Annotated in this window: 25 protein-coding genes; 12 read left to right on the top strand and 13 right to left on the bottom strand. The window is 69.9% G+C overall.

Going from position 1 to position 25,828, the window contains the following annotated elements:
• From atpA to IQ292_RS01170, 4 genes are all read left to right on the top strand, one after another.
• Nucleotides 1-1,530: a F0F1 ATP synthase subunit alpha gene (gene atpA, locus IQ292_RS01185; RefSeq protein ID WP_203308480.1), complete on the top strand. Its 1,530-nt coding sequence runs from the start codon at nt 1-3 to the stop codon at nt 1,528-1,530.
• A gap of 147 nt (nt 1,531-1,677) precedes the next feature.
• The gene (locus IQ292_RS01180; RefSeq protein ID WP_203308479.1) at nt 1,678-2,553 is read left to right on the top strand and encodes a F0F1 ATP synthase subunit gamma; all 876 of its coding nucleotides are present in this window, start codon (nt 1,678-1,680) and stop codon (nt 2,551-2,553) included.
• Between the two features lie 96 nt (nt 2,554-2,649).
• Nucleotides 2,650-4,125 (top strand): F0F1 ATP synthase subunit beta, encoded by a 1,476-nt coding sequence (atpD, locus tag IQ292_RS01175; RefSeq protein ID WP_203308478.1) that lies wholly within the window; start codon nt 2,650-2,652, stop codon nt 4,123-4,125.
• A 187-nt stretch (nt 4,126-4,312) separates the two neighbouring features.
• Complete coding sequence (locus IQ292_RS01170; RefSeq protein WP_203308477.1) at nt 4,313-4,564, top strand: ATP synthase F1 subunit epsilon; 252 nt, start codon at nt 4,313-4,315, stop codon at nt 4,562-4,564.
• Between the two features lie 237 nt (nt 4,565-4,801).
• On the opposite strand, the gene IQ292_RS01165 is transcribed toward IQ292_RS01170, so the two are convergent.
• From IQ292_RS01165 to IQ292_RS01155, 3 genes are all read right to left on the bottom strand, one after another.
• Complete coding sequence (locus IQ292_RS01165; RefSeq protein WP_203308476.1) at nt 4,802-5,800, bottom strand: glycosylasparaginase; 999 nt, start codon at nt 5,798-5,800, stop codon at nt 4,802-4,804.
• Between the two features lie 135 nt (nt 5,801-5,935).
• Nucleotides 5,936-8,107, bottom strand: coding sequence for a primosomal protein N' (locus IQ292_RS01160; protein ID WP_203308475.1), 2,172 nt, complete (start codon nt 8,105-8,107; stop codon nt 5,936-5,938).
• Between the two features lie 42 nt (nt 8,108-8,149).
• Nucleotides 8,150-9,601 carry a diguanylate cyclase domain-containing protein gene (locus tag IQ292_RS01155; RefSeq protein WP_338057561.1) on the bottom strand — a complete coding sequence of 484 codons (1,452 nt, stop codon included), beginning with the start codon at nt 9,599-9,601 and terminating at the stop codon, nt 8,150-8,152.
• 97 nt (nt 9,602-9,698) lie between these two features.
• On the opposite strand from IQ292_RS01155, the gene IQ292_RS01150 reads away from it, so the two are divergent.
• Nucleotides 9,699-10,562, top strand: coding sequence for a tyrosine-type recombinase/integrase (locus IQ292_RS01150; protein ID WP_203308843.1), 864 nt, complete (start codon nt 9,699-9,701; stop codon nt 10,560-10,562).
• Between the two features lie 3 nt (nt 10,563-10,565).
• Here the strand turns inward: IQ292_RS01150 and IQ292_RS01145 are convergent, their stop codons facing one another.
• The 3 genes from IQ292_RS01145 to IQ292_RS01135 are packed head-to-tail and all read right to left on the bottom strand — an operon-like array spanning nt 10,566 to nt 12,630.
• Nucleotides 10,566-11,168 carry a DedA family protein gene (locus IQ292_RS01145; RefSeq protein ID WP_203308473.1) on the bottom strand — a complete coding sequence of 201 codons (603 nt, stop codon included), beginning with the start codon at nt 11,166-11,168 and terminating at the stop codon, nt 10,566-10,568.
• 54 nt (nt 11,169-11,222) lie between these two features.
• Complete coding sequence (gene gshB, locus IQ292_RS01140; protein ID WP_203308472.1) at nt 11,223-12,191, bottom strand: glutathione synthase; 969 nt, start codon at nt 12,189-12,191, stop codon at nt 11,223-11,225.
• A gap of 55 nt (nt 12,192-12,246) precedes the next feature.
• A complete protein-coding gene (locus IQ292_RS01135) occupies nt 12,247-12,630 on the bottom strand; it encodes a YraN family protein (protein ID WP_203308471.1) in 384 nt (127 codons plus the stop codon).
• A gap of 183 nt (nt 12,631-12,813) precedes the next feature.
• Between IQ292_RS01135 and IQ292_RS01130 the strand changes: the two genes are divergently transcribed.
• Nucleotides 12,814-15,933, top strand: a complete 3,120-nt coding sequence (locus IQ292_RS01130) for a TonB-dependent receptor domain-containing protein (RefSeq protein ID WP_203308470.1) — start codon at nt 12,814-12,816, stop codon at nt 15,931-15,933.
• A 40-nt stretch (nt 15,934-15,973) separates the two neighbouring features.
• Here the strand turns inward: IQ292_RS01130 and rsmI are convergent, their stop codons facing one another.
• A complete protein-coding gene (gene rsmI / locus IQ292_RS01125; protein ID WP_203308469.1) occupies nt 15,974-16,819 on the bottom strand; it encodes a 16S rRNA (cytidine(1402)-2'-O)-methyltransferase in 846 nt (281 codons plus the stop codon).
• On the opposite strand from rsmI, the gene IQ292_RS01120 reads away from it, so the two are divergent.
• A complete protein-coding gene (locus tag IQ292_RS01120; RefSeq protein ID WP_203308468.1) occupies nt 16,818-18,020 on the top strand; it encodes a penicillin-binding protein activator in 1,203 nt (400 codons plus the stop codon). The two genes, rsmI and IQ292_RS01120, sit on opposite strands and share 2 nt — an antisense overlap.
• Before the next feature lie 40 nt (nt 18,021-18,060).
• Here the strand turns inward: IQ292_RS01120 and hemW are convergent, their stop codons facing one another.
• The gene (gene hemW, locus IQ292_RS01115) at nt 18,061-19,374 is read right to left on the bottom strand and encodes a radical SAM family heme chaperone HemW (RefSeq protein WP_203308467.1); all 1,314 of its coding nucleotides are present in this window, start codon (nt 19,372-19,374) and stop codon (nt 18,061-18,063) included.
• A gap of 12 nt (nt 19,375-19,386) precedes the next feature.
• Between hemW and IQ292_RS01110 the strand changes: the two genes are divergently transcribed.
• Nucleotides 19,387-19,959 carry a CAP domain-containing protein gene (locus IQ292_RS01110; protein WP_203308466.1) on the top strand — a complete coding sequence of 191 codons (573 nt, stop codon included), beginning with the start codon at nt 19,387-19,389 and terminating at the stop codon, nt 19,957-19,959.
• On the opposite strand, the gene IQ292_RS01105 is transcribed toward IQ292_RS01110, so the two are convergent.
• From IQ292_RS01105 to rph, 3 genes are read right to left on the bottom strand one after another with little or no spacing between them, the layout of a single operon-like run.
• Nucleotides 19,953-20,618: a GNAT family N-acetyltransferase gene (locus IQ292_RS01105; RefSeq protein WP_203308465.1), complete on the bottom strand. Its 666-nt coding sequence runs from the start codon at nt 20,616-20,618 to the stop codon at nt 19,953-19,955. The two genes, IQ292_RS01110 and IQ292_RS01105, sit on opposite strands and share 7 nt — an antisense overlap.
• A 4-nt stretch (nt 20,619-20,622) precedes the next feature.
• The gene (rdgB, locus tag IQ292_RS01100; protein WP_203308464.1) at nt 20,623-21,249 is read right to left on the bottom strand and encodes an RdgB/HAM1 family non-canonical purine NTP pyrophosphatase; all 627 of its coding nucleotides are present in this window, start codon (nt 21,247-21,249) and stop codon (nt 20,623-20,625) included.
• Complete coding sequence (gene rph, locus IQ292_RS01095; RefSeq protein ID WP_203308463.1) at nt 21,246-21,962, bottom strand: ribonuclease PH; 717 nt, start codon at nt 21,960-21,962, stop codon at nt 21,246-21,248. The genes rdgB and rph overlap by 4 nt, the downstream gene beginning before the upstream one ends.
• A 969-nt stretch (nt 21,963-22,931) precedes the next feature.
• On the opposite strand from rph, the gene IQ292_RS01090 reads away from it, so the two are divergent.
• The 4 genes from IQ292_RS01090 to IQ292_RS01075 are packed head-to-tail and all read left to right on the top strand — an operon-like array spanning nt 22,932 to nt 25,282.
• Nucleotides 22,932-23,444 carry a DUF6438 domain-containing protein gene (locus tag IQ292_RS01090; RefSeq protein ID WP_203308462.1) on the top strand — a complete coding sequence of 171 codons (513 nt, stop codon included), beginning with the start codon at nt 22,932-22,934 and terminating at the stop codon, nt 23,442-23,444.
• Nucleotides 23,445-23,449: 5 nt separating this feature from the next.
• A complete protein-coding gene (hrcA, locus tag IQ292_RS01085; RefSeq protein ID WP_203308461.1) occupies nt 23,450-24,490 on the top strand; it encodes a heat-inducible transcriptional repressor HrcA in 1,041 nt (346 codons plus the stop codon).
• A gap of 15 nt (nt 24,491-24,505) precedes the next feature.
• A complete protein-coding gene (gene grpE / locus IQ292_RS01080) occupies nt 24,506-25,066 on the top strand; it encodes a nucleotide exchange factor GrpE (protein ID WP_203308460.1) in 561 nt (186 codons plus the stop codon).
• Between the two features lie 6 nt (nt 25,067-25,072).
• Nucleotides 25,073-25,282 carry a hypothetical protein gene (locus tag IQ292_RS01075; protein WP_203308459.1) on the top strand — a complete coding sequence of 70 codons (210 nt, stop codon included), beginning with the start codon at nt 25,073-25,075 and terminating at the stop codon, nt 25,280-25,282.
• 7 nt (nt 25,283-25,289) lie between these two features.
• Here IQ292_RS01075 and IQ292_RS01070 read toward each other — a convergent pair whose 3' ends face one another.
• Together IQ292_RS01070 and IQ292_RS01065 are read right to left on the bottom strand one after the other, a co-directional pair.
• Nucleotides 25,290-25,544 carry a BrnA antitoxin family protein gene (locus IQ292_RS01070; RefSeq protein ID WP_203308458.1) on the bottom strand — a complete coding sequence of 85 codons (255 nt, stop codon included), beginning with the start codon at nt 25,542-25,544 and terminating at the stop codon, nt 25,290-25,292.
• Complete coding sequence (locus tag IQ292_RS01065) at nt 25,537-25,794, bottom strand: BrnT family toxin (protein WP_203308457.1); 258 nt, start codon at nt 25,792-25,794, stop codon at nt 25,537-25,539. Before IQ292_RS01065 ends, IQ292_RS01070 begins: the two co-directional genes overlap by 8 nt.
• Between the last annotated feature and the right edge of the window lie 34 nt (nt 25,795-25,828).

The following is a 25,828-nucleotide window of genomic DNA, read 5'->3' as shown; positions in this document are numbered from 1 at the left end:
ATGGATATCCGCGCCGCAGAAATCTCGAAGGTCATCAAGGACCAGATCGCCAATTTCGGCACCGAGGCCCAGGTCAGCGAGACCGGCCAGGTGCTCAGCGTCGGTGACGGCATCGCGCGCATCTACGGCCTCGACAACGTCCAGGCGGGCGAGATGGTCGAATTCGCCAATGGCGTGCAGGGCATGGCGCTCAACCTCGAGGCCGACAACGTCGGCGTCGTGATCTTCGGCTCGGACGCCGAGATCCGCGAGGGCGACACGGTGAAGCGCACCGGCACGATCGTCGACGTGCCCGTCGGCAAGGGCCTGCTCGGCCGCGTCGTCGACGGCCTCGGCAATCCGATCGACGGCAAGGGCCCGATCGTCGCCGACCAGCGCAGCCGCGTCGAGGTCAAGGCGCCCGGCATCATCCCGCGCCAGTCGGTGTCGGAGCCGATGCAGTCGGGCCTGAAGGCGATCGACGCGCTGGTGCCCGTCGGCCGCGGCCAGCGCGAGCTGATCATCGGCGACCGCCAGACCGGCAAGTCGGCCGTCGCGATCGACACGTTCATCAACCAGAAGACGGTGAACCAGGGCAGCGACGAATCGAAGAAGCTGTACTGCGTCTATGTCGCGGTCGGCCAGAAGCGCTCCACGGTGGCGCAGCTCGTCCGCACGCTGGAGGAGAATGGCGCGATGGACTATTCCATCGTCGTCGCCGCCACCGCCTCGGACCCCGCGCCGCTGCAGTTCCTCGCGCCCTATACCGGCTGCGCGATGGGCGAATATTTCCGCGACAACGGCATGCACGCGCTGATCGTCTATGACGATCTGTCGAAGCAGGCGGTCGCCTATCGCCAGATGTCGCTGCTGCTGCGCCGTCCGCCGGGCCGCGAGGCCTATCCGGGCGACGTCTTCTACCTGCACAGCCGCCTGCTCGAGCGCGCGGCGAAGATGTCGGACGCGAACGGCGGCGGCTCGCTGACCGCGCTGCCGATCATCGAGACGCAGGCAGGCGACGTGTCGGCCTATATCCCGACGAACGTCATCTCGATCACCGACGGCCAGATCTTCCTCGAGACCGACCTGTTCTTCGCGGGCATCCGCCCGGCGATCAACGTCGGCCTGTCGGTCAGCCGCGTCGGCTCGGCCGCGCAGACCAAGGCGATGAAGAAGGTCGCGGGCTCGATCAAGCTGGAGCTGGCGCAGTATCGCGAGATGGCGGCGTTCGCGCAGTTCGGCTCGGACCTCGACGCGTCGACGCAGCGCTTGCTCAACCGCGGCGCGCGCCTGACCGAGCTGCTCAAGCAGGCGCAGTTCAACCCGATGCCGTTCGAGGAGCAGGTCGCCTCGATCTTCGCCGGCACGCAGGGCTATCTGGACACTGTCGCGGTGAACGACGTGGTGCGCTACGAGGCGGCGATGCTCGCCGACCTGCGCGCGAACCATGCCGACGTGCTGACCAAGATCCGCGACACGCGCGATCTGGGCGACGAGGCGAAGGCGGGGCTGAAGGCCGCGCTCAACCAGTTCGCGAAGACGTTCGCGTAAGGACGCGCATAGCGGCTGACACACACACGCCGTCACCCCGGACTTGTTCCGGGGTCCACCGATCCACAATTGCCCATGGCGCGGGTGGCGAAGTGGATGCCGGAACAAGTCCGGCATGACGGTTTGAGGGAATGGTGACGCACTAGAATGGCAAGTTTGAAGGCCCTCAAGCTTCGCATCGGCTCGGTGAAGTCGACGCAGAAGATCACCAAGGCGATGAAGATGGTCGCCGCCGCCAAGCTGCGCCGTGCGCAGGAAGCGGCGCAGAACGGCCGCCCCTATGCCGAGCGGCTCGAGGCGGTGATGGCCAGCCTGGCGAGCCGCGTCGGCGGCGTCGGCGCTTCGCCGCTGCTCGCCGGCACCGGCAAGGATCAGGTGCAGCTGCTCGTCGTCGCGACCAGCGAGCGCGGCCTCGCGGGCGCGTTCAACAGCAACATCGTCCGCGCGGCGCGCCGCAAGGCCGAGGAGCTGATCGCGCAGGGCAAGACGGTGAAATTCTACCTGGTCGGCAAGAAGGGCCGGGTGCTCAAGCGCTTCTATCCGAATGCGATCCTGGCGGACCAGGAGATGGGCCATATCAAGACCGTGTCGTTCGAGGACGCGCGCGTCGTGGCCGACGATCTGGTCGCGCGCTTCACGCGCGGCGAGTTCGACGTCGCCCACCTCTTCTTCTCCAAGTTCGTCTCGGCGCTGGTGCAGGAGCCGACCGGCCGCCAGCTGATCCCGGTGCCGCTCGCCACCGACCGCGCGCCCAAAAGCGGCGCGGACGCGGTGGTCGAGTATGAGCCGAGCGAGGAGGACATCCTGGCCGACCTGCTGCCGCGCAACATCGCGGTGCAGATCTTCCGCGCGCTGCAGGAGAATGCGGCGTCGGAACAGGGCAGCCGCATGAACGCGATGGACAATGCCACGCGCAACGCCGGCGACATGATCAACCGCCTGTCGATCCAGTACAACCGCACCCGCCAGGCCGCGATCACGACGGAGCTGGTCGAAATCATCTCGGGCGCCGAGGCGCTGTAAGTCAAAGACGTTGTTCCCCGGCGAAGGCCGGGGCCCAGTTACGCAGGTCCCCATGCTGGACCCCGGCCTTCGCCGGGGAACTAGAAGGAAACGAAAATGGCAACTGCCGCAGAAGATATCCGCCAGGCGACTGGCTCGACCAACAACACCGGCACGATCGCCCAGATCATCGGCGCCGTCGTCGACGTGCACTTCCCCGACCAGCTGCCGGCGATCCTGTCGGCGCTGGAGACCAGCAACAACGGCAACAAGCTGGTGCTCGAGGTCGCGCAGCATCTGGGCGAGAACACCGTCCGCACGATCGCGATGGACGCGACCGAGGGCCTGACCCGCGGCCAGTCGGTCACCGACACCGGCGCGCAGATCAGCGTCCCCGTCGGTCCGGCGACGCTGGGCCGCATCATGAACGTCGTCGGCGAGCCGATCGACGAGCGCGGTCCCGTCGCCACCGACCTGCGCGCGCCGATCCATGCGGAAGCGCCGCTGTTCGTCGACCAGTCGACCGAGAATGCGATCCTGGTCACTGGCATCAAGGTCATCGACCTGCTTGCGCCCTATGCGAAGGGCGGCAAGATCGGCCTGTTCGGCGGCGCCGGCGTCGGCAAGACCGTGCTGATCCAGGAACTGATCAACAACATCGCCAAGGGCCACGGCGGCACGTCGGTGTTCGCCGGGGTCGGCGAGCGGACCCGCGAGGGTAACGACCTGTATCACGAGTTCCTCGACGCAGGCGTCATCGCCAAGGACGCGGACGGCAACCCGACCAGCGAGGGGTCGAAGGTCGCGCTGGTGTTCGGCCAGATGAACGAGCCGCCGGGCGCCCGCGCCCGCGTCGCGCTGTCGGGCCTGACGATCGCGGAATATTTCCGCGACCAGGAAGGGCAGGACGTGCTGTTCTTCGTCGACAACATCTTCCGCTTCACCCAGGCGGGCGCGGAAGTGTCGGCGCTGCTCGGCCGCATCCCGTCGGCGGTGGGCTATCAGCCGACGCTGTCGACCGACATGGGCGCGCTGCAGGAGCGCATCACCTCGACCAACAAGGGCTCGATCACCTCGGTGCAGGCCGTCTACGTCCCCGCGGACGACTTGACCGACCCGGCGCCGGCGACCTCGTTCGCCCACCTGGACGCGACGACGGTGCTCAGCCGCGCCATCTCGGAGCTCGGCATCTATCCGGCGGTCGATCCGCTCGATTCGACCAGCCGCGTGCTCGAGCCGCGCGTCGTCGGCCAGGAGCATTACGAGACCGCGCGCGCGGTGCAGTCGCTGCTCCAGCGCTACAAGTCGCTGCAGGACATCATCGCCATCCTGGGCATGGACGAGCTGTCGGAAGAGGATAAGCTGACGGTCACGCGCGCGCGCAAGATCCAGCGCTTCCTGTCGCAGCCGTTCCACGTCGCCGAGGTGTTCACCGGCATCCCCGGCAAGTTCGTGCAGATCGAGGACACGATCCGTTCGTTCAAGGCCGTCGTCGACGGCGAATACGACCATCTGCCGGAAGCGGCCTTCTACATGGTCGGCGGCATCGACGAGGCCGTCGCCAAGGCCGAGAAGCTCGCCAAGGAGGCGTAAGCCGTATCGCCTTCTCCCCTTGTGGGAGAAGGATACCGAAGCCTGGCAGCCATGCTGCCTGGCGGAGGTTGGATGAGGGGGAAGCGCCGCGCCAGCCTTTGCGGCGCGCACCCCTCACCCTCCCATCGCCGCCGCGATGGGCCCCTTCCTCTCCCACAAGGGGAGAGGGGTGTCAGGACCTGAGACAATGCTCCACTTCGAACTCGTCACGCCTGAAAAGCTGATCCGCTCCGAGGAGGTCCACATGGTCGTGGTCCCCGGCACCGAGGGCGATTTCGGCGTGCTGGAGGGGCATGCCCCCTTCATGTCGACGATCCGCGACGGCGCGCTGTCGATCTACCGCAGCGCGGGCGCGCAGCCCGAGATCGTGCCGATCCAGGGCGGCTTCGCCGAGGTCAACGCCAAGGGGCTGACCGTCCTCGCCGAACACGCGGGGTAAGGCGGGCCGGCGCCGGTCCTGTGAGGCAGGACCTTCATATCCGATGCTGAGCGGCGGAGGCGGCGTGTATCGGTCATCCCCGCGCAGGCGGGGATCCGGACGCGCAGGTCGTCGGTTCGAGCACCACCGTCAGCGTTTCCGCATTCCCGCCCGCGCGGGAATGACGGGAACAGCGAGCGATTTCGGGCACGCCACCGGCGTACTCTGGCCGGTCGGTCGCGAACTGCGGCTCACGCACTAAGCCGTGAACAGCGACGGTGCCTTCAGGACGACGGTCGTGCCGTCCGCATCCGTCACCGCATAGGTGAAGCCCGGCAGCAGGCAGAAGGCGCCGACCTCGCCCCGCGGCGACAAGGCAAGAAAGCCGACCTGCACCCCCTTGATCGCATCGCCGCGCAGCGCGGCGATATGCCGCACCACCTCCTCGCACGCCTTTTGCGGCGACAGGCCCGCGCGCATCGACGCGACGACGCGGGCGCTGCCCGATACGCGCGTCACTTCCTCGCCCAGGCCGGTCGAGGTCGCGCCGCCGACGCCGCGCTCGACGTACAGGCCCGCACCTACCTGCGGCGAATCGCCGACGCGGCCGCGCATCTTGAACGCCATGCCCGACGTGGTGCACGCGCCCGCCATCCGCCCCGACGCGTCGCGCGCCAGCAGGCCGATCGTGTCGTGGTCCAGCGCGCCCCCACGGGGGCCGGCATGCGGCCCCCGCTTGTTCTCGACATTCGCCTCCGGCTTGTACTGAGAGGTCTTCAGCCAGTCGCGCCACGCCTGCTCGGCGGGCGGGGTGAGCAGGTCGACCTTCGGAAAGCCCTGGTCGCGCGCGAAGCGGGTCGCACCCTCGCCGACCAGCAGCGTATGCGGCGTCTTCTCCATGACGCGGCGCGCGACGGAGATGGCATGGACCGTATCCTCCAGCGCCGCGACGGCGCCGACGCCCCCCGCATCGTCCATGATCACCGCGTCGAGCGTGACATGGCCGTCGCGATCGGGATAGCCGCCGTAGCCGACCGAATGGTTCTCCGGGTCAGCCTCCGGCACCATCGCCGCCGCTTCGACGATGTCGAACAGCGAGCCGCCCGCGCGCATCTTCGCGAATCCCGCGGCATTGGCGGCGGCGCCGAAGTCCCAGGTCGACACGATCGTCGCGCGTGGCGTGGCGGCCCGTGCCGCGGTCCCCGCGGCCACGCCGCTCGCCGCCATGCCGCCCAGGAACGTGCGCCGTGTCGTCATCTCTTCACCCTTTCAACGTCCTGCCGGACCCGTCCCTGCAGCGACCATGCCGCAGGGGGCATCGGCCCGACCGTGCGGCACGGCGGACCCCGGAACAACCCTGGCGAGACGATTCGCGCGGTCGTGGTGCGCGACTCACAGGAAATTGTACGGATCGACGTCGACCGTCACCCGCACTTTCGCCTGCCAGTCGAGCCCACCCAGCCAGCCCCGGATCACGTCCTGCACGTCGAGCGCGCGGCGGGCGTGGACGAGCAGGCGGAATCGGTGGCGTCCGCGCAGCATCGCGAGCGGGGCGGGGGCGGGGCCATAGACCGCCATGCCGTCGATGCGCGGCGCGGCGGCGGCGACGCTGCGCGCGACGTCGTGCGCCGCGGCCTGATCCTCGGAGGAGACGATGATCGCCGCATAACGACCGAAGGGCGGCGCGCCGGCGTCCGCGCGCGCTTCCGTCTCCGCGGCATAGAAGGCGTCGGCATCGCCGGTGACCAGCGCCCGCATCACCTGCGCGGACGGACTGTGCGTCTGGATGAAGACATGCCCCGGTTTCTCGCCGCGCCCCGCGCGCCCCGACACCTGGCGGATCTGCTGGAAGGTGCGCTCGGCGGCGCGCAGGTCGCCGCCCTCCAGCCCCAGGTCGGCATCGACGACGCCGACCAGCGTCAGATTGGGGAAATGATAGCCCTTGGTCACGAGCTGCGTGCCGACGACGATGTCGATGTCGCCCGCCTCCATCCGCCCGACGAATTCCGCCGCCTTGGCGGGGGACCAGATGGTGTCGGAGGTGACGACCGCGACCTTCGCCTCGGGGAAGAGCGCGGCGACCTCGTCCGCGATCCGCTCCACGCCGGGGCCGCAGGCGACCAGGCTGTCCTCCGCGCTGCACTCCGGACAGGCGCGCGGCGTCGGCATGACATGGCCGCAATGGTGGCAGGCGAGGCGGCGGGTCAGCCGGTGCTCGACCATCCATGCGGTGCAATTGGGGCACTGGAACCGGTGGCCGCAGTTACGGCACAGCGTCAGCGGCGCATAGCCGCGGCGGTTGAGGAAGAGCAGCGACTGTTCGCCGCGCGCCAGCGTCTCGCCCAGTGCCTTGACCAGCTTCGGCGCCAGCCAGCGGCCGCGCTCCGGCGGCTCCGCGATCAGGTCGATCGCCTCGATCGACGGCATTTCCGCCGGTCCGAAACGGCCGGGCAGCTTGAGCTCCTCGTATCGGCCGAGCACGACCTGCTGGCGCGTCTCGATCGCGGGGGTCGCGCTGGCGAGGATCACGGGGCAGCCCTCGAACTTGCCGCGCATCACCGCGACGTCGCGCGCATGATAGTGGACGCCCTCTTCCTGCTTGAAGCTCGTCTCGTGCGCCTCGTCGACGACGATCAGGCCGAGGTTGCGATAGGGCAGGAACAGGGCCGAGCGCGCGCCGACCGTCACCAGTGCCTCGCCGCTCGCAATCGCGCGCCAGGCGCGCCGGCGCTGGGTCGAGCGCAGGCCCGAATGCCACGCGACGGGCTCGCAGCCGAAACGGTCGTGGAAGCGCTTGAGGAACGGTTCGGTCAGCGCGATCTCGGGCAGCAGGACCAGGCACTGGCGCCCCTGCCGGATCGACTCGGCCACCGCCTCGAAATAGACTTCGGTCTTTCCCGACCCGGTGACGCCGTCGAGCAGCGTCGGATGGAAATCGTGCGCGGCGACATGGCCGACCAGCGTGTCCGCGGCCGCCTGCTGGTCGGCGGACAGCGTCGGCGGCCCGAAGGCGGGGTCGGGGCGGGGGAAGGGGCTGTCGATGTCGACCTCGACCGCCGCGATCGCGCCGGCCTTCACCAGCCCGCGGATCACCGCGTCGGAGACGTCGGCGATCGCCGCCAGTTCGCGGATCAGCCCCTGCCGGTCGCCGATCCGCTCGAGCGCCTGCTCGCGCTGCGGCGTCAGGCGCGGCGGCACGTCGCCCGTCGCGCGATATTCGGTGACGGTGCGCGCGCCCTCCAGCGCGGACGTCGAGGAGAGCGTCATGCGCACCACGGCGGCGGGCGGCGCCAGATAATAATCGGCGGTCCATTCGACCAGCCGGCGCAGCGCCGCACCGAGGGGCGGCGCATCGGCGACCGCGAGCAGGTTGCGCAGCCGGTTGTCGCCGACCTCCGCATCCGACGGCAGCCGCTCCGGCTCCCACACCACGCCGATCAGCTGGCGCGGGCCGAGCGGTGCGACGACGATCGAGCCGGGCTCGACATGCATGCCCGCGGGCACGCGATAGTCGAGCGGACCGAGGGCGGAATTGAGGACGAGGACGCGGGCGCGGGTCGACATGCGCGCCCCATATGGGGCGCGACGCGGGCGGAGGAAACCGCCTTATGCCGCCTCGCGGGCCCGGCGCTGGCGACCGATGCCGACGCGGCCGCGCTTCGCGGCATAGAGATCGCTGTCGGCGCGGCGCGCGAAATCGCGCAGCGACTGCATGTCGCCGTCGAGCGCGGCGATGCCGATCGAACCCGCGCTGGTCATGACGATGCCGTCCGCATCGACGGAGATGCGCAGCGTCGCCTCGATCCGTTCGCGGAGAAGGTCGGGATCGCGCGCGAGCGCGGGATCGCTGACGATCAGGGCGAATTCGTCGCCCCCGATCCGTGCAGGGTGGCACTGCGCGAGCCACGGCTGCCGCAGGGCCTGGGCCGTGCGGCGCAGCACCTCGTCGCCGGCATCGTGGCCGAGCGAATCGTTGATGTCCTTGAACCCGTCGAGGTCGACGAGCACGAGCAGCAGCGGCGTGTCGTCGCGACGGGCGCGCGTCATCGCGCGCTCCAGCTCGCGGTCGAACGCGGCGCGATTGGCGATACCGGTCAGCGCGTCGGTGTCGGCGGAGCGGCGCAGCTGCTGTTCCAGGCGATAGCGGTCGGTCACGTCCTGGAACACGCCGATGATCGCGGTGACGGTGCCGTCGACGATCTCCGGTTCGCCCATCGCGCGGACACGGATCTGGCGCCCCTTCGCGGTGACGAAGTCGGTCTCGTAGTCGAACGGCTTGCCTTCGTCGATCGTCGCCTGGATCACCGCCTGCACATAGTCGCGCGCGGCGGCGGGGTAGAAATCGAGGGCGGTGTCGATCGTCGGCTGTTGCCCGACCGGCACGTCGTGGATGCGGTAGACGTTCTCCGACCAGTCGACCTTGTATTCGGGCAGCGTCACGCGCCACGAACCCATCGAGGCGATGCGTTCCGCCTGACGGAAGATGCGATCCTTCTCGGCCAGCGCGCCGAGCAGCGTCTCGCCGCGCATGGCGATGTGCAGCGCGTCCTGTGCCGTACGCCGGGCCGTGATGAGCGATTCGGCGAGCGTCGCGAGGTGGACGAGCGCACCCTTGCCGGCGGCGTTGAGCGAGCGCGGCGCGACGTCCAGCACGCAGATCGTCCCCACCGCATGGCGCACGCCGTCGGCATCGCGCGCGTGGATCGGCGCCCCCGCGTAGAAGCGGCTGCCAGCGCTGACCAGCGGCGTCGTCGCGAAGCGCGTGTCCGCGCTCAGGTCGGGGATGATGACGGGGGCGTCCGTCGCGATGGTACGATCGCAGAACGCGTCATGGCGGCCGATCTGCCGCGGCGCCGGGGCATTGCTGGCCTGGATCCAGACCGTGTCCCGATCGACGAGGTTTATCAGCGCGGTCGGACACCCCAGCATGTCCGCCGCCAGCGCGACGAGCGAATCGAATTCGCGGATCGGCTCTCCGTCGATGAGGGCGAGGGCATGCAGGGCCGCGAGGCGGGCGTCCTCGTCGGCGTAGGCGTTCGTGCGGGTCGTGTTTGTCACCGGCAAAGCCATGATCACAAACGGTTAAAAAGGGCTTTGCAATGCGGTGAACATGGACGACATCGATCGGGCCATGGACCAGGAACAGCCCCCGTCGATGCGCTGGGCGGCGCACCTTTCGCACGACCGGCGGCGCTCCATCCACACGGTGCGCGCCTATCAGGCGGCGGCGGAACGGCTCGTCGCCTTTTTGCAGGTGCATCGCGGCGAGCGGATCGACGCGGCGGCGTTGCGTGGCGTCGACGCGACGGACCTGCGGGCCTTTCTCGCCGCGCGCCGCGCGGAGGGGATCGGCAATGCCTCGGCGGCGCGCGAACTGTCGGCGGTGCGCGGCTTCCTGACGTGGCTGGGCGCCGAGCCCCTCCGGCTCAAGGGGCCGCGCGTGCGCAAGGGTGTGCCCCGGCCGATCGCGCCCGACGAGGTGGTGGCGCTGGCGGAGGCGATCGCGGACGATGCGCGCGAGGAATGGACGGGCCGGCGCGACTGGGCGCTGCTGCTGCTGCTCTACGGCGCCGGGCTGCGGATCGGGGAGGCGGTGGCGCTGACCGGCGCGGTCCTGCCGCTGGGCGAGACGCTGGCGGTGACCGGCAAGCGCGACCGGACGCGCGTCGTGCCGCTGCTGCCGCAGGTCCGCGCGGCGATCGAGGCCTATGCCGCCGCCGTCCCCTATGCGCTGGAGCGTGGCGCGCCTCTGTTCCGCGGCGTGCGCGGCGGCGCGCTGTCGCCGGGCATCGTGCGCAAGGCGGTGCAGGCTGCGCGCGGTCGCCTCGGCCTGTCGGAGCGGACGACCCCGCATGCCCTGCGCCACAGTTTTGCGACCCATCTGCTCGGGCGCGGCGCGGACCTGCGCCAGCTGCAGGAACTGCTCGGCCATGCCAGCCTCAGTTCGACGCAGGTCTATACCGGCGTCGATGCGGCGCATCTGCTCGACGTCTATCGCAACGCGCATCCGCGCGCCTGAGCGTTATCGCCCGCGCGGCTTCCACGTCGCGACGCGCCACAGATAGGCGCCCACCATCGCCGCCGTCAGCACGATGGCCGCCGGCCCGACGTAGCGGTCGATCGCGGCGAAATTGGCGCCGAGATAATAGCCGGCACCCGCCAGCATCGTGTTCCAGATCGCACTGCCCGCGAAGGTCCAGACGACGAACTTCCAGCGCGGCATGCGCGTGATCCCGGCGGGCAGCGAGATCATGGTGCGGAAGGTCGGCATGAAGCGGAAGACGAACACCACCCAGCCGCCGCGCTTGACGAAGTAGCGATGCAGCGCCTCGACGTCGCGCCACTCCATCGTCAGCCACCGCCCGTGGCGCTCGACGAACGGGCGGAAGCGTTGGTAGCCGACGCGTCGCCCGAGCGCATACCAAGCGTAATTGCCCGCCGTCGTGCCGGCGGTGCCCCAGGCGATCAGCGGTACGAGGTCCATGTCGCCGCGCGCCACCGCCATGCCGCCAAGGCCCATGATCACCTCCGACGGGATCGGCGGGATGATGTTCTCGAGCGCCATCAGCAGGAAGATGCCGATATACCCGCCCCGCGCGATCGCATCGAGGATGAATGCGGTCATGACCGGACGAACGGCCGCGCCGTCGCGGACGTTCCGTCAGCCGGTCGCACGCCGTCAGCCGCGCACCGCCACCCGACGCTCGATCGCGTCCCAGATCAGGCCTGCGACGTCCGTCCCGTCGAATCGCTCGATCGCGACGATCCCGGTCGGGCTGGTGACGTTGATCTCCGTCAGCCATTCGCCGCCGATCACGTCGATGCCGACGAAGAGCAGCCCGCGCCGCTTCAGTTCGGGGCCCAGCGCCGCGCAGATCTCGCGCTCGCGCGGCGTCAGCTCGGTCTTCTCCGCCGATCCGCCGACCGCGAGGTTGGAGCGTATCTCCCCCTCGCCGGGCAGGCGGTTGATCGCGCCCACCACCTCGCCGTCGACCAGCACGATGCGCTTGTCGCCCTTCGCCACCGCCGGCAGGAACGCCTGGATCATGTGCGGCTCGCGCCAGGTCTGGTTGAACACCTCGATCAGCGCGGACAGGTTGGCGCCATCGCTGCCGACGCGGAAGATCGCCTTGCCGCCGTTGCCGTGCAGCGGCTTGACGACGATCTCGCCATGCTCGGCGAGGAAGGCGCGCGCCTCCTCCAGGCTGCGCGTCACCAGCGTCGGCGGCATGAAGCGCGCATAGTCGAGGACGAAGACCTTCTCGGGCGCGTTGCGGACGCTGGCCGGGTCGTTGACGACCAGGGTGCGGTCGGCGATCCGCTCCAGCAGATGCGTCGCGGTGATATAGCCGAGGTCAAAGGGCGGGTCCTGCCGCATCAGCACGACATCGGCCTCGTCGCCCAGATCGAGGTTCACCGGCGCGTCGAAACGGAAATGGTCGCCCTTCGTGCCTGGGGCGGGCCGCTGGACCGTCACCGGATGTGCCTTCGCCCAGACGCGGCCGTCGCGATAGTTCAGCGCGTCGGCGGTGTAGTGGAACAGGCGGTGGCCGCGAGCCTGGCCGGCGAGCATCAGCGCGAAGCTCGAATCGCCCGCGATGTTGATGCTGTCGAGCGGGTCCATCTGGACGGCAACGGTCAGGGTCATGGGTCCTCCGGAACGGCGTGGCGAGCGGCCGAGGTAGGCGCCCGCGCGCCGCTTGTCAGTAGCCGATCCAGGCATTCTCGATATGCCGCGGCCGTGTGCCGGGGGCGAGCAGGATGACGTCGACGCGCATGTCGTCGCCCGCCGCGACGTAGCGCGGCATCAGCAGCTCCGCCGCGGCGGCGACGCGTGCCAGCCGCCGCTCGTCGATCGCGCTGTCGAGGTCGGCGGCGCTCGCCCGCGTCTTCACCTCGACGAAGGCGACCAGATTGCTCTTGCGCGCGACGAGGTCGATCTCGCCCGCCGCGGTCCGCACCCGCCGGTCGAGGATGCGCCATCCCTTGAGGCGCAGCCACCACCCCGCGAGCCGTTCGCCGCGCCGGCCGGCGGCTTCCGCGGCTTGCCGGGCGGGCGTCGGGGGGCGGCGGGACGGCGGGGTCATGCGACGAGGCTGCGTCATCCCGACCCTCGCGGCAAGCGTGGCGTTTGCGCCACAGCGATGACCAAATCAGGCCCAGGTAAGGCAATGGTCATCCAAATGTATTGACTGACAAGACCAATAGGAAAAGATTGCGGGCTTGTTGCTGACCTTTTCCTACAGGGGCGGCGAGAAGGGGTTCCGAAAATGTCACGTCTATCCACGATCTCCACGCTTGCGCTCGCGGTGGCGATGCTCGGCGGCGCGCCGGCCCTGGCCCAGCAGCAGCCTGCGGGCGGTACTGCGCAGACCGATACCAATGGCATGCCCGTTGCGGACGGTACGACGCCCGGCGACACGGTTCAGGCATCCGCTGCGGATCGCGCCGCTGCCATCGACGGCGCGCCCGCACGCTCCGACCGCGGCAATGGCGAAATCGTCGTGACCGGGACGCGGATCGTCCGCCCGAACCTCACCGCGGCCGCCCCGATCACCTCCGTCACCTCGGCGGACATCCGCGCGCAGGCGCCCCTCAACGTCGAGGAGGTGCTGAACCGGCTGCCGCAGGTCGCGCCGGACAGCCAGCAGAACTATCAGGATTCGGATGGCCGCCAGCGCATCAAGCTGCGCAGCCTCGGATTCGAGCGCACGCTGGTGCTGGTGGACGGCAAGCGCCTGGGCACGCAGAACGGCGAGGATACCAATATCATCCCGGTGACGCTGCTCGACCGGGTCGACGTGCTCACCGGCGGCGCCTCGTCGGTCTATGGCTCCGACGCCGTGGCCGGCGTCGTCAACTTCATCATGAAGCAGAATTTCACCGGCGTTCGCGTCGATGCCAACTACAATTTCTACGACCACGTCAACCGGTCGAACGTCGTCAGCCAGACCGCGCAGGCCTCGGGGTTCTCGCCGCTGCTCGGCCATGTCAACGACGGCGGCCGTGCCGACCTCACGCTGACCGCCGGCACGTCGCTGTTCGACGGCAAGCTGAACGTCGAAGGCTTCGTAAACTACAAGCACGCCGATCTCGTGCCCTACGACGCGCGCTCGACCTCGGCGTGCCAGTTGCTCCAGACGGGCAAGGACGGTCCGCTCAGCTGCTCGCTGTCGACCTATTCGGTCAGCGGCTACGTCCGACCGCTCGCCGGTGCCAATGCCGGCACCGCCTATGTCAACGATCCGAGCGGCACGCGGACGTTCGTCCCCTACGGGATCGGGGCGGGCAATGCCGCCAATCCTTATGACGGCTATTCGTACCAGCGCCAGGACGAGCGCGTGAACGCGGGCGGCTTCGTCACGCTGAAGCTCGCGCCGGAATACGAGGTCTACGGTTCCGCCCTCTGGTTCCGCGACAAGTCGATCAACCGCGTGCCGACGCGCGTCTTCGCCGCCGCCAATTACGGCTCCGATCCGTTCCAGGTGAACTGCAACAACCCGTTCCTGTCGAGCCAGCAGGCGGCGATCATCTGCGGCGCGGCGGCTGGGACCAGTGCGCTGGCGCCCGTCGACATCCGGTATCGGTTCAACGCGCCCTATCTGGACGACGTCTACACGAACAGCGCGATCCGCGCGACGGGTGGCCTGCGCGGCAAGGTCGGCGATGCCTGGACCTATGACGTCGGCGGCGTCTATGCGCGCAACCAGCAGATCTGGAATTCGTCGCGCCTACCCGACTTCGGCCGGATCAACAACGCGCTGAACGTGGTCAACGTCAACGGCACGCCGACCTGCGTGTCGGGGGGCGCCTGCGTTCCCTTCGACGCCTTCTCGGCCGGCAACGGCAACCAGGCGCTCATCGACTATATCTACGGCGGGCAGGGGCCCGCGATCCAGAAGACCGTCGGCATCCTGTACGACGTCCAGGCGAACATGACCGGCGACCTGGGCAAGTACGGCATCACGTCGCCGCTCGCGACCGACGGCCTCGCCTTCGCGCTGGGGACGGAATATCGCAAGGACCGCCAGTTCTCGCAGCTGACGCAGGGCTTCATCGACGATTACGGCGGCAGCCCGTCGGACCTCAGCCAGGACGTATGGGAATCCAACATCGAGGCGCAGGCGCCGCTGGTGCAGGATCGTCCCTTCGCGCACCTGCTGCAGGTCAACGGCGGTTATCGCCTGTCGAAGTACAGCAGCAATCCGAACCGCTTCACAACCTGGAAGGTCGAGGGCATCTACGCGCCGGTCAGCGACCTGACCTTCCGCGCCTCGTTCAACAAGGCACAGCGCGCGCCGACGGTGGTCGAGGCCTATCAGGCGTCGAACATCAGCTTCTCGCGACAGGGCGGCTCGCAGAACGATTTCTGCGCACCGGTGCCGCGCCAGATCGCCGACCCGAACAATCCCGGTCGGACGATCACGACGACCACGCCGCTCGCCTCGCCGGCGGTCTGCGCGGCGACCGGCCTGTCGCCCGCGCTCTATGGCAGCCCGACCTTGCTGTGCCCGAACGACCAGTGCACGGTGCGCTCGGGCGGCTTCACCGCCGATCCGGAAACCGCCTACACGCAGACCTATGGTCTGGTGGTGAAGCCGCGCTTCATCAGGGGGCTGGTCTTCTCGGTCGACCGCTACCGGATCAAGATCAACAACTCGCTCGGCTATAACGACGACAGCTACTATACCGACGGCTGTCTGCGTTCGAACGGCAACCCGTTCTTCTGCTCGGGCATCGTGCGCGCCGCCAACGGCACGCTCTATGCCGCGGCATCGGGCAATCCGACGAGCGGCTTCATCCGCGCCGGCACCACCAATTATTATTTCTCGATCGCGCGCGGCTGGGATTTCCAGGGCACCTACACGCTGGGTCTGGGCGGCGCGGGCCGGATGGACTTCGACTTCAACGGCTCGATCACGACCTTCGCCGGTGGCCAGGATTCGCCGCTTCAGCCGATGCGCAACTGCACCGGCTATTTCGGCAACGGTTGCGGCCAGCTGATCCCGAAATGGGCGCACGGCCTGCGCGCGACCTATTCGACCGCGGACAGCTTCCTCAACGCGTCGTTCAACTGGCGCTATGTCGGCGCGCTGACCAATGCCAACAACGCGTCCGACCCGGCGATCAGCGGCGCCAACGCGGCCAATCCGACGCCGGCGCAGACGACGTTCTACCGGCTCGCCCCGGTCAGCTATTTCGACCTGGCGCTGACGTTCAACATCGCCAAGCGGTTCGCCTTCCGCGTGATCGCGAACAACCTGCTCGACAAGAACCCGCCGATCATCCCGAACTCGTACAACGTGTCGCTGGCGCGCAACAACACCATCCCGCAGCGCTACGACTCGCTGGGCCGCCAGATCGCGATCGGCACGACGATCCAGTTCTGATGCCGCGCCGGTCCCCGCCCGCCCGGCCGGCGGGCGGGGATCATCCGTCCTTGAGCGCCAGCGCGCGCGCGTAGAGCGTCTTGCGGTCGAGGCCGAGCCGCTTCGCCACCTCGCCCGCCGCCTTGGCGAGGGGCAGGCGGGTCATCGCCTCCACGAGCGCGGCGTCCGCATCTTCGATCGTCGAGGGCGCCGCTTCGCCGGGCGGCGCGACGACGACGACGATCTCGCCCTTGGGCGGCGCATCGGCGTAGCGGGCGGCGAGCGTCGACAGCGTCCCGGCCACCGCCTCCTCGAACTTCTTGGTGATCTCGCGCGTCACCGCCGCCTCCCGGTCGCCGAGGCCCTCGGCCAGCGCCGCCAGGCAGGCGGCCAGCCGCGGCCCCGATTCGTACAGCACCAAAGTCGCCCGCACCGCCGCGACCTCGGCGATGGCGTCGCTGCGCGCCTTGGCCTTGGGCGGCAGGAAGCCGAGGAACAGGAACCGGTCCGTCGGCAGGCCGGCGAGCGTCAGCGCGGCCACGGCGGCGCAGGGGCCGGGGATCGTCACCACCGTATGCCCCGCCGCACGCGCGTCGCGGACCAGCTTGTACCCGGGATCGGAGATCAACGGCGTCCCGGCGTCGGAGACGAGCGCCACCGCCTCGCGCGCCATGCGGGCGACCAGGCCCGGCCGCACGCCCTCCGCATTATGGTCGTGATAGGGCAGCATCGGCCGCTTTATCCCGATATGGCGGAGCAGCCCGGCGGTGACGCGGCTGTCCTCCACCGCGATCACGTCGGCGCGGGACAGGATGTCGGCGGCGCGCGGCGACAGGTCAGCAAGATTGCCGATCGGTGTCGCGACGATGTAGAGGCCTGGTTCTAAAGCATTCACGGGAGCGGTCATGGCAGAGGCGGGAACGATTGGACAGCCTGCGGGCAGGCTTGGGCGCTGGCTGGCGATCGCCGCGGCGGCGGCGCTCGCCGCCTGTTCGACGGTGGTCCCGCGCGGGCCGGTCGAATCGCCCGAGCAGCGGCCGGTCCGCTCGCAGGCCAACCGTCCCGCGCCGGCCGTCGAGCCCGGCCTGCCGCGCGACACGCAGCGCAACCGCGTCGCGCTGCTGGTGCCGCTGTCCGGGAGCAACGCCGGCGTCGGCCGCTCCATCGCCAATGCGACGATGCTGGCCGTGCTCGACACGGGCACCGACAAGGTCCGCATCACCAACTACGACACCGCCACCGGCGCCGCCGCCGCGGCGCAGCGCGCGATTCAGGAAGGCGCGCAGCTGATCCTCGGGCCGTTGCTCGCCGACGACGTCCGCGCCGTGGCGCCGGTCGCGCATGCGGCGGGCGTACCGGTGCTCAGCTTCTCCAACGACACCAGCCTGGGGGGCAACGGTACCTATCTGATGGGCTATGTCCCGTCTCAGTCGATCGCGCGGGTCGTCGCCTATGCGCGCGGCCGCGGCGTCACGAGCTTTGCCGGCCTCGTCCCCAACGGCCTCTATGGCGAGCGCGCCTCGACCGCCTTCCTGCGCAGCGTCGAGGGGGCGGGCGGACAGGTCGTCTCGCTCCAGACCTACAGCCGGACGAGCGGCGGGGTGCAGGCGGCGGTGACGCGACTGTCGGCGAAGGCGCCCTATGGCGCGGTGCTGATCGCCGATGCAGGCCCGACCGCCGCCGCCGCCGCGCCCTTGGTGCGGCGCGGCGCGGGCGCGGACACGCGCATCCTCGGGACCGAATTGTGGAATTCCGAAAGCGGCATTGCCGCCAGGCCCGGCCTGTCCGGCGCCTGGTTCGCCAGTGTCGGCAATACGCTCTATCGCCAATATGCGACCAAATACCGTGCCCGCTACGGCGCGGCGCCCTATCGCCTCTCGAGCCTGGGCTATGACGCGGTGCTGCTGACGGTCCGGATCGCGCGCGACTGGCCCGTCGGCCGCCCCTTCCCCGAGAGCCGGCTGCGCGACTCGGACGGCTTCGCCGGGATCGACGGCGCCTTCCGCTTCGGGCGCGACGGCGTCGCCGAGCGGGCGCTGGAGGTGCAGGAGATCCGCGACGGCACGACGGTCACGGTCTCGCCCGCACCGACCGGCTTCGGGGGGTAAGGGCCGGCGCCGCCCTGATCCAGCCGCGCCGGATCGCGCTTCAGGCAGTGGCTGCGTCCGCCACCACCAGCGGCAGGATCGCGTCGAGCAGCAGTGCGCCCGCCTCGGTGATCCGCAGCCGCTCGCCGTCGCACACCGCCATGCCCTGCGCGACCAGCCGGTCGACGGCGCTGTCGACGACGGGCGCCTGGCCCCCGGCGAGCGCCGCGACATGCGCCAGGTCGACCCCCTCGCGCAGGCGCAGCCCCATCACCAGCGCCTCGGTGATCCGCAGCCGCTCGCCGTCGCACACCGCCATGCCCTGCGCGACCAGCCGGTCGACGGCGCTGTCGACGACGGGCGCCTGGCCCCCGGCGAGCGCCGCGACATGCGCCAGGTCGACCCCCTCGCGCAGGCGCAGCCCCATCACCAGCGCCTCGGTGGCGCGTTCGTGCGGCGTCAGGCAGGTTTCCGCCTCGATCCCGTGGCGGTTGCGGGCGACCGCGGCAAGCCAGTTCTCCGGCTTGCGCCGCCGCTGCGTCGCCATGCCGCCGCGCCGCCCGTGCGCGCCCGGGCCGATGCCGGCATAGTCGCGATAGCGCCAGTAGGTCAGGTTGTGGCGGCTCTCCGCGCCCAGTCTGGCATGGTTCGACGTCTCATAGGCGGGCAGGCCGGCAGCGGCGGTCATCTGTCGCGTCGCCTCGAACAGGTCCGCCGCATCGTCGCTGTCGGGCAGCGTCAGCCGGCCCTTCGCCGCCTCGGTGGCGAAGCGCGTGCCAGGCTCGATCGTCAGCTGGTAGAGCGACAGATGCTCGGTGCCGAACGCCAGCGCGCGCGCCAGCTCCGCCTGCCAGGCCGCCAATGTCTGGTCGGGGCGGGCGCAGATCAGGTCGATGCTGACCCGCGCGAACGTCGCCTGCGCGACATCGAGCGCGCCCAGCCCCTCCTTCACGTCGTGCGCGCGGCCGAGGAAGCGCAGCGCCGCATCGTCGAGCGCCTGCAGGCCCAGCGACGCGCGGTTCACCCCCGCGGCCGCAAGGTCGGCGAAGCGCGCCGCCTCGACCGACGACGGATTGGCCTCCAGCGTGATCTCGACATCCGGCTCGGGTGGCCAATAAGTCTGCGCGGCGTCGAGGATCGCCGCCACCGTCGCCGGTGGCATCAGCGACGGTGTGCCGCCGCCGAAGAAGACCGAGCCCAGCGTCCGCCCCGGCAGCTGCGCCGCCTCGTGCGCCAGATCCGCAAGCAAGGCGTCGCGCCACGCCGCCTGGTCGACCGTGTCGCGGACATGGCTGTTGAAGTCGCAATAGGGGCATTTCGAGACGCAGAACGGCCAGTGGACGTAGAGCGCGAGCGGCGTCTTGTCGGGGGTCATGGTGGCGCCGATATGGCGGCGATGTGGTTCAAACGCCAGCATCTCGCCATCGCCCTGCTGTTCCTCGCCAGCGCCTGCGCCCAGCCTGGCCCGGAGCGCGTCGTCGAGCGGCGCGAAACGCAGGCGCCGGCGGCGCGGGGCGAGGCGCTGTTGCGCGGGGCGGTCATCGACAGCCACAATGTCGCCCGCGCGGCGGTCGGCACCCCGCCGATCGCGTGGAGCGACGCGCTCGCCGTGTCGGCCAGGGCCTATGCCGAGGAGATGGCGCGTACCGGACGCTTCGAACATGCGCATCAGCCGATGGGGCCCGGCCGCCAGGGCGAAAACCTGTGGACCGGCACGCGCGACGCCTATGACTATGCGGAGATGATGGGCCACTGGCTCGCGGAGCGGAAGGATTTCGTCAACCTGCCGGTCCCCGCCGCCAGCCGCACCGGGACGTTCGGGGACGTCGGCCATTATTCCCAGATCGTCTGGCGGGGCTCGACCGAGGTCGGCTGCGCGCTCGCCAGCAACGCGCGCGACGATTATCTGGTCTGCCGCTACAGCCCGCCCGGCAATGTCGTCGGCTGGCGCGCTTATTGACCTTTGCCGGCGCCGTCGGCGTCCGGGATGACCGCGGTCGTATAGGGGACGTACACCCGCCAGCCGATCGTCGCGTACAGCGCGCGGCCCATCGGCGTCGCCGTCAGCACCTCGCGCGCGGTCGGGTCCCGACGCGCCGTCGCCAGCGTCGCCATCAGCGCACGGCCCAGCCCGCGGCGCCGGTGCGCCTCCTCCGTGACGATCCGGTCGTAGCAGAAGACGCCATCGTGCTCGGCCGCGAACCCGCGCGCGGCCGGGCGACCGTCCTGCGTTACCAGATCGACGCGCGTGACGGCGCCGCGCCGCTCCACCATGGCGCGATAGCCGGCGGGGATCGCTGGCGCGGGGCCGGGCGCCGCGCGCACCATCATGCAATTGGACGGTAGGACCGACCAGCGCGGCGGCAGCAGCGCACGCAGCGCCGCCGCATCGGCGCAGAGCTTCACGAAGACGCGCGGCGCGTCGATCGACCCGGCAAGGGCTACCAGGCCCTCACCGGCCGTCGCGAAGACGTAGCGGCGGCGCTCCTCCGCATCGTCGGTGTCGACGCGCCAGCCGCCATGGTCGGCGACCGGCGCGGGCAGCCCGCGCGACAGCGAGCGCGCGGCGAGCCAGCCGCGGACGAGGTCGGGATCGACGGCCGTCTCCGACCCCGGCACCGGGTCAGAACACCGCGTCGGTCAGCTGGCGGAACGCATCCGCGCGGTGGCTGATCGCGTTCTTCACCGCCGGATCGATCTCCGCGAAGGTCTGGTCGTGGCCGAGCGGCTGGAAGATCGGGTCATAGCCATGGCCCTTGTCGCCGCGCGGCGGCCAGACGATGCAGCCGTCGACCCGGCCCTCGAACCATTCGACATGACCATCGGGCCAGGCGAGCGCCAGCGCGCAGATGAAATGCGCCTCGCGCGGCGTTTCCGGCTCTTCCGACAGGCGGTCCTCGACCAGACGCATCGCCATGCCGAAATCCTTGTCCGGCCCCGCCCAGCGCGCCGAGAACAGGCCGGGATCGCCGCCCAGCGCCTCGACGCACAGGCCGCTGTCGTCGGATAGGGCGGGCAGGCCCGACAGGTCCGCCGCCGACAGCGCCTTCAGTTCCGCATTGGCGACGAAGGTCGTGCCGGTTTCCTCCGGTTCGGGCAGGTCCAGTTCCGCCGCCGACAGCAGCTCGACGCCATAGGGTGCGAGCAGCTCGCGGAATTCGGCGACCTTGCCCTGGTTGTGGCTGGCGATCACCAGCTTGCCGGGCTGGAGCTTGCGGATCGCCTGCGGCTGCGGGCCTTCCCCGCTCACGCCGTCACCGCCCGGTCCTGCGCGGCGAAGATCTCCGCGCAGCCCATGCGTGCGAGGCGCAGCAGGCGCAGCAGCGCCTCCTCGTCATAGGTCGCGTGCTCGGCGGTGGCCTGCGCCTCCGCGATATGGCCATTCTCGAGCAGCACGAAATTGGCGTCGGCGTCGGCGGCGGAATCCTCGATATAGTCGAGGTCGAGCACCGGCGTGCCCTGATGGATGCCGCAGCTGACGGCCGCGACCTTCTGCTTGATCGGGTCGACGGTCAGCTTGCCCTCGGCGAGCAGGCGATTGACCGCAAGGCGCATCGCCACCCAGGCGCCGGAGATCGACGCCGTCCGCGTGCCGCCGTCCGCCTGGATGACGTCGCAGTCGAGCGTGATCTGGCGCTCGCCGAGCAGCTTCATGTCCATGACGGAACGCAGGCTGCGGCCGATCAGGCGCTGGATTTCCTGCGTGCGGCCGGACTGCTTGCCCTTCGCGGCTTCGCGGCTGCCGCGGGTGTGCGTGGCGCGGGGCAGCATGCCGTATTCGGCGGTGACCCAGCCCTCGCCCTTGCCGCGCAGGAAGGGGGGCACGCGCTCTTCGACGCTGGCGGTGACGAGCACGCGCGTGTCGCCGAAGCCGATCAGCACCGATCCTTCCGCATGGCGGGTGAAATGCGGCTCGATCGTGATGGCACGCATCTGGTCGGGGGCGCGTCCGCTGGGGCGCATTCGTATCTCCTTATCTGGTCAGTCGCGGCGATAGACCGGACGGGAAGGTGACGCCAGCCGTTGCCGCTCCGCCGGTCGTTCCCGCAGTTTCGTCACCCCGGGCCCTCCGTCACTCGGGACCTCCGCCGCCCGGCGGCTTACGTCGCTCCCGGGCCCTTCCGTCATTCCCGGGCCCCTTCGTCGTCCCGGCGAACGCCGGGACCCATGGTTGCGAAACGCCGGTTTCGTGCGATCCTGCGACCCCAACGCATCCGTGGATCCCGGCATGCGCCGGGATGACGAAGGGGGAAACGGATGAAAAACATGATTCAGGCGGTATCGGCCGCGTCGGCCGCCTTCGTCATTCCCGCGAAGGCGGGAATCCATGACCTCGGGCGATCCGGCTGAAAGCGCGACGGCGGCGTGTCTGGATTCCCGTCTGCGCGGGAATGACGGTGACGGGGCGAACCTGCCATGCCCCATTTGCCCCCCTTCGTCGTCCCGGCGCACGCCGGGACCCATGGTTGCGAAACGCCGGTTGCGTGCGATCCTACGGCCCCATCGCATCCGTGGATCCCGGCGTGCGCCGGGATGACGAAGGAGCAAACGGATGCGCGGAAGGGGGAACCGCCTGCACGGAACGGGGAAACGGATGAGGAGCATTATTAGGCGGTATCGGCCGCGTCGGCCGCCTTCGTCATTTCCGCGAAGGCGGGAATCCAGAACCTCGACTGTGCCGGCTGGTAGCGCGACGGCATCGTGTCTGGATTCCCGCCTTCGCGGGAATGACGGTGACGGGGCGAACCTGCCATTCCCTAACGCCCGACCCCTTCGTCATCCCGACGAACGCCGGGACCCATGGTTGCGGAACGCCGGTTTCGTGCGAGACTGCGACCATATCGCATCCATGGATCCCGGCGTGCGCCGGGATGACGAACGGGGAAACGGATGCGCGGGAGGGGGACCTTCATGCAGGGAAGGGGAAAACGGATGAAGAGCGTGATTCGGGCAATATCGGCCGCGTCCGCCGCTTTGGTCGCCTTGGCCGCAGCGACCACCGGCGCGACCGCCGCATCGGCGCGGCCGGCCCCCGAGCGTATCGTCTACGAAACGGGGCCGTGTTTCGGCTTCTGCCCGTCGTATCGCGTCACCGTGTCGTCGACGGGGGAGGGGCTTTTCGAGGGCGGCCGCTTCACCGCGGTGACGGGGTCACAGCGGTTCCGCGTCGCCCCGGCGCAATTCGCGGCCTTCCGCGACCGCCTGCGCGGTGACCGGCCGAGGTCGGAGCGCCTGCTCGGCGGCAAACCGGCCTGCCGCACCATCGCCACCGATCAGATCACCGTCGACGTCCGCTGGACCGGCGGGGCGGCGCCGCCGTCGCATCTGCACGCCTATTTCGGTTGCGACATGGACCGCAACGCGGCGCTGTTCCGGCGGCTGGCGGACGCGCCGAAAGCGCTGCCGATTGCCGACTTTATCGGCACGACGCGGCGTCCTAAATAGGAGGCATGGCTCCGCCCGTCACCGAACTGACCGATCGCGCGCGCGACATCTTCCGCGCGGTGGTCGACGGCTATGTCGAAAACGGCATGCCGGTGGGGTCGAAGACGATCGCCGCGGCGTCGGGCCTCAACCTATCGCCGGCGTCGATCCGCGGCGTCATGCAGGAGCTGGAGGAGCTGGGCCTGCTCGCCAGCCCGCATACCAGCGCGGGGCGCATCCCCACCGAGCGCGGCCTGCGCCTGTTCGTCGACGGCATGATGCAGGCGCTGGAACCGAGCGCGGAGGAACGCGCGGCGATCGAGGCGCGCGCTGGCGCGGGTGGCCCGGTCGAGGAGGCGCTGGCCGCGACCACCGCGGCGCTGTCCGGCCTGTCCGCCTGCGCGGGGCTTGTGCTGGTGCCGAAGCGCGAGCTCGCACTGCGCTCGATCGGCTTCGTCGCCCTGTCGCCGACGCAGGGCATGGCGGTGATCGTCAGCGAGGACGGCTCGGTCGAGAACCGCGTCATCCGCTTGCCGGCGGGCATGAGCCCGTCCGCTTTGGTGGAGGCGGGCAATTACATGACCGCGACGCTCGGCGGCCTGACGCTGGCGGAGGCGCGGGCGCGCATCGAGCGCGAGATGGCGGAGGAGCGGGCGATGCTCGACGGCGCGGCTCGCGCGCTGGTCGAACAGGGGCTCGTCGTATGGAGCGAGGACGGCGCGCGCCGTCCCGTGCTGATCGTGCGCGGCCAGGGGCGCCTGATCGATGCGGCGGCGGCGGCGGACCTGGAACGGGTGCGCGACCTGCTCGACGACCTCGACGGCAAGCAGGAGATCGCGGCGCTGCTCGACAGCGCGCGGGCCGGCGACGCGACGCGGATCTTCATCGGTGCGGAGAACAAGCTGTTCGCCTTGTCGGGCTCGTCGGTGATCGCGCGACCGTTCCGCGGGCCGGGCGGGCGCGTCGTCGGCGTGGTGGGGGTGATCGGCCCCACGCGGTTGAACTATGCGCGCGTCGTGCCCATGGTGGATTTCACGGCGGCAACGCTGGCCCGACGCATGGGCTGAAGAACAGGGATACGAATGACCGACGAGACGACCAAATCCGCCGCGGCGGAGGATCTGCGCCAGGAAACCGCGGAAGCCGCGCCCGAAGTGGCGGAGCACGATATTGCGGCGCGGCGCATCGCGGAGCTGGAGGATCAGCTCGCCGCGGCGAAGCAGGACACCTTGTACGCGCAGGCGGACATCCAGAACGTCCGTCGCCGTGCCGAAAAGGATGCGGCCGACGCACGCAATTACGCCGCGACCAATTTCGCCCGCGACATCCTGTCCGTGGCCGACAATCTGTCGCGCGCGCTCGCCGCGATCCCCGCGGAGCTGCGCGCGGACGACAAGATGAAGGGCCTGGTCACGGGGCTGGAGGCGACCGGCCGCGAGCTGGAGAGCGTCTTCACCCGCCACGGCATCACCAAGGTCGAGGCGATGGGCGTGACGCTCGACCCCAACAAGCATCAGGCGATGATGGAAATGCCCAGCGACGCCGAGCCCGGCACGATCGTGCAGGAGATGCAGGCTGGCTATATGATCAAGGACCGCCTGCTCCGCCCCGCGCTGGTCGCGGTGGCGAAGAAGCCGGAGTAACGCAGCATGAGGCCGCGCCACGACAAGCCGACCGGCAAGCCGGTCGAGCTGCGATTGTCGGCGGCGCGGCTGCGCTTAGCCAGCGAGATCGCGCGGCGTCGCCGCGGCGGGCCGGATGGCAGGGGCCTGCCGGGCGCGGACCCATGCCCGGTCACCCCCGACCGCCCGCTCGACCTGTCGGGCGGCGCGGCGGCGGCGCTTGCATTCGACGACTAAGGCCGCGTCAGACCTGCGCCGCGCGGAGCGCCGCGTTGATCCGCGCATGCCAGCCCGGCCCGGTCGCGCGGAACTTGGCGATCACATCCCGATCGAGGCGCAGCGTCACCTTCTGGGGGGCGGCGGTCAGCATGGCGGCGACATGCGGCGGCAGCACTTCGCGGGCCGGCCGAGCCCGCGCGAAGTCCGCCTCCGTCCATTCGGGGTTTTCGTCGAAATCGGCATCGGGATCGAAGTGCGCGGACGGATGTGGCTTATTCATAGCGGCGAAGCTCCTTCTCTCGAGCGCGCCGATAACTTATAACGCGTACGCCCGTTTCGGTGAAGGTGAAGATTAGGCAGTGCGGCTTGCCGTCGACCCTGCCGAACGCACGGTAGCGAATTTCACCATAGTCAAAGCGGTCATCCCGGACGACCTTGGGCTCCCGATCGAACGGCCGGACCTCGGCCAGCGACAGGCCGTGCTTGCGTCGATTAATCGCATCCTTTGCGGAATCGAACTCGAATGGCATGGGGATGGTCTAACGATCCTCCCGGCCCCATCAA

Origin of the sequence: Sphingomonas beigongshangi (assembly GCF_016820445.1) — a bacterium.
Lineage (GTDB): Bacteria > Pseudomonadota > Alphaproteobacteria > Sphingomonadales > Sphingomonadaceae > Sphingomonas > Sphingomonas beigongshangi.
The sequence above is the reverse complement of the archived record's forward strand: the minus strand, read 5'-3'. Positions and strand labels throughout refer to the sequence as shown.

Coding starts and splice junctions, on each gene's coding strand:
- rph (WP_203308463.1), bottom strand. CDS start 21,962: ATGCGCCCCAGCGGACGCGCCCCCGACCAGATGCGTGCCATCACGATC.
- atpA (WP_203308480.1), top strand. CDS start 1: ATGGATATCCGCGCCGCAGAAATCTCGAAGGTCATCAAGGACCAGATC.
- IQ292_RS01180 (WP_203308479.1), top strand. CDS start 1,678: ATGGCAAGTTTGAAGGCCCTCAAGCTTCGCATCGGCTCGGTGAAGTCG.
- IQ292_RS01075 (WP_203308459.1), top strand. CDS start 25,073: ATGAGGCCGCGCCACGACAAGCCGACCGGCAAGCCGGTCGAGCTGCGA.
- IQ292_RS01160 (WP_203308475.1), bottom strand. CDS start 8,107: ATGTCGACCCGCGCCCGCGTCCTCGTCCTCAATTCCGCCCTCGGTCCG.
- IQ292_RS01120 (WP_203308468.1), top strand. CDS start 16,818: ATGGCAGAGGCGGGAACGATTGGACAGCCTGCGGGCAGGCTTGGGCGC.
- IQ292_RS01145 (WP_203308473.1), bottom strand. CDS start 11,168: ATGACCGCATTCATCCTCGATGCGATCGCGCGGGGCGGGTATATCGGC.
- IQ292_RS01135 (WP_203308471.1), bottom strand. CDS start 12,630: ATGACCCCGCCGTCCCGCCGCCCCCCGACGCCCGCCCGGCAAGCCGCG.
- IQ292_RS01110 (WP_203308466.1), top strand. CDS start 19,387: ATGGCGGCGATGTGGTTCAAACGCCAGCATCTCGCCATCGCCCTGCTG.
- grpE (WP_203308460.1), top strand. CDS start 24,506: ATGACCGACGAGACGACCAAATCCGCCGCGGCGGAGGATCTGCGCCAG.
- IQ292_RS01065 (WP_203308457.1), bottom strand. CDS start 25,794: ATGCCATTCGAGTTCGATTCCGCAAAGGATGCGATTAATCGACGCAAG.
- hemW (WP_203308467.1), bottom strand. CDS start 19,374: ATGACCCCCGACAAGACGCCGCTCGCGCTCTACGTCCACTGGCCGTTC.
- IQ292_RS01165 (WP_203308476.1), bottom strand. CDS start 5,800: ATGACGACACGGCGCACGTTCCTGGGCGGCATGGCGGCGAGCGGCGTG.
- gshB (WP_203308472.1), bottom strand. CDS start 12,191: ATGACCCTGACCGTTGCCGTCCAGATGGACCCGCTCGACAGCATCAAC.
- IQ292_RS01130 (WP_203308470.1), top strand. CDS start 12,814: ATGTCACGTCTATCCACGATCTCCACGCTTGCGCTCGCGGTGGCGATG.
- rsmI (WP_203308469.1), bottom strand. CDS start 16,819: ATGACCGCTCCCGTGAATGCTTTAGAACCAGGCCTCTACATCGTCGCG.
- atpD (WP_203308478.1), top strand. CDS start 2,650: ATGGCAACTGCCGCAGAAGATATCCGCCAGGCGACTGGCTCGACCAAC.
- IQ292_RS01090 (WP_203308462.1), top strand. CDS start 22,932: ATGAAGAGCGTGATTCGGGCAATATCGGCCGCGTCCGCCGCTTTGGTC.
- IQ292_RS01070 (WP_203308458.1), bottom strand. CDS start 25,544: ATGAATAAGCCACATCCGTCCGCGCACTTCGATCCCGATGCCGATTTC.
- IQ292_RS01150 (WP_203308843.1), top strand. CDS start 9,699: ATGCGCTGGGCGGCGCACCTTTCGCACGACCGGCGGCGCTCCATCCAC.
- hrcA (WP_203308461.1), top strand. CDS start 23,450: ATGGCTCCGCCCGTCACCGAACTGACCGATCGCGCGCGCGACATCTTC.
- IQ292_RS01170 (WP_203308477.1), top strand. CDS start 4,313: ATGCTCCACTTCGAACTCGTCACGCCTGAAAAGCTGATCCGCTCCGAG.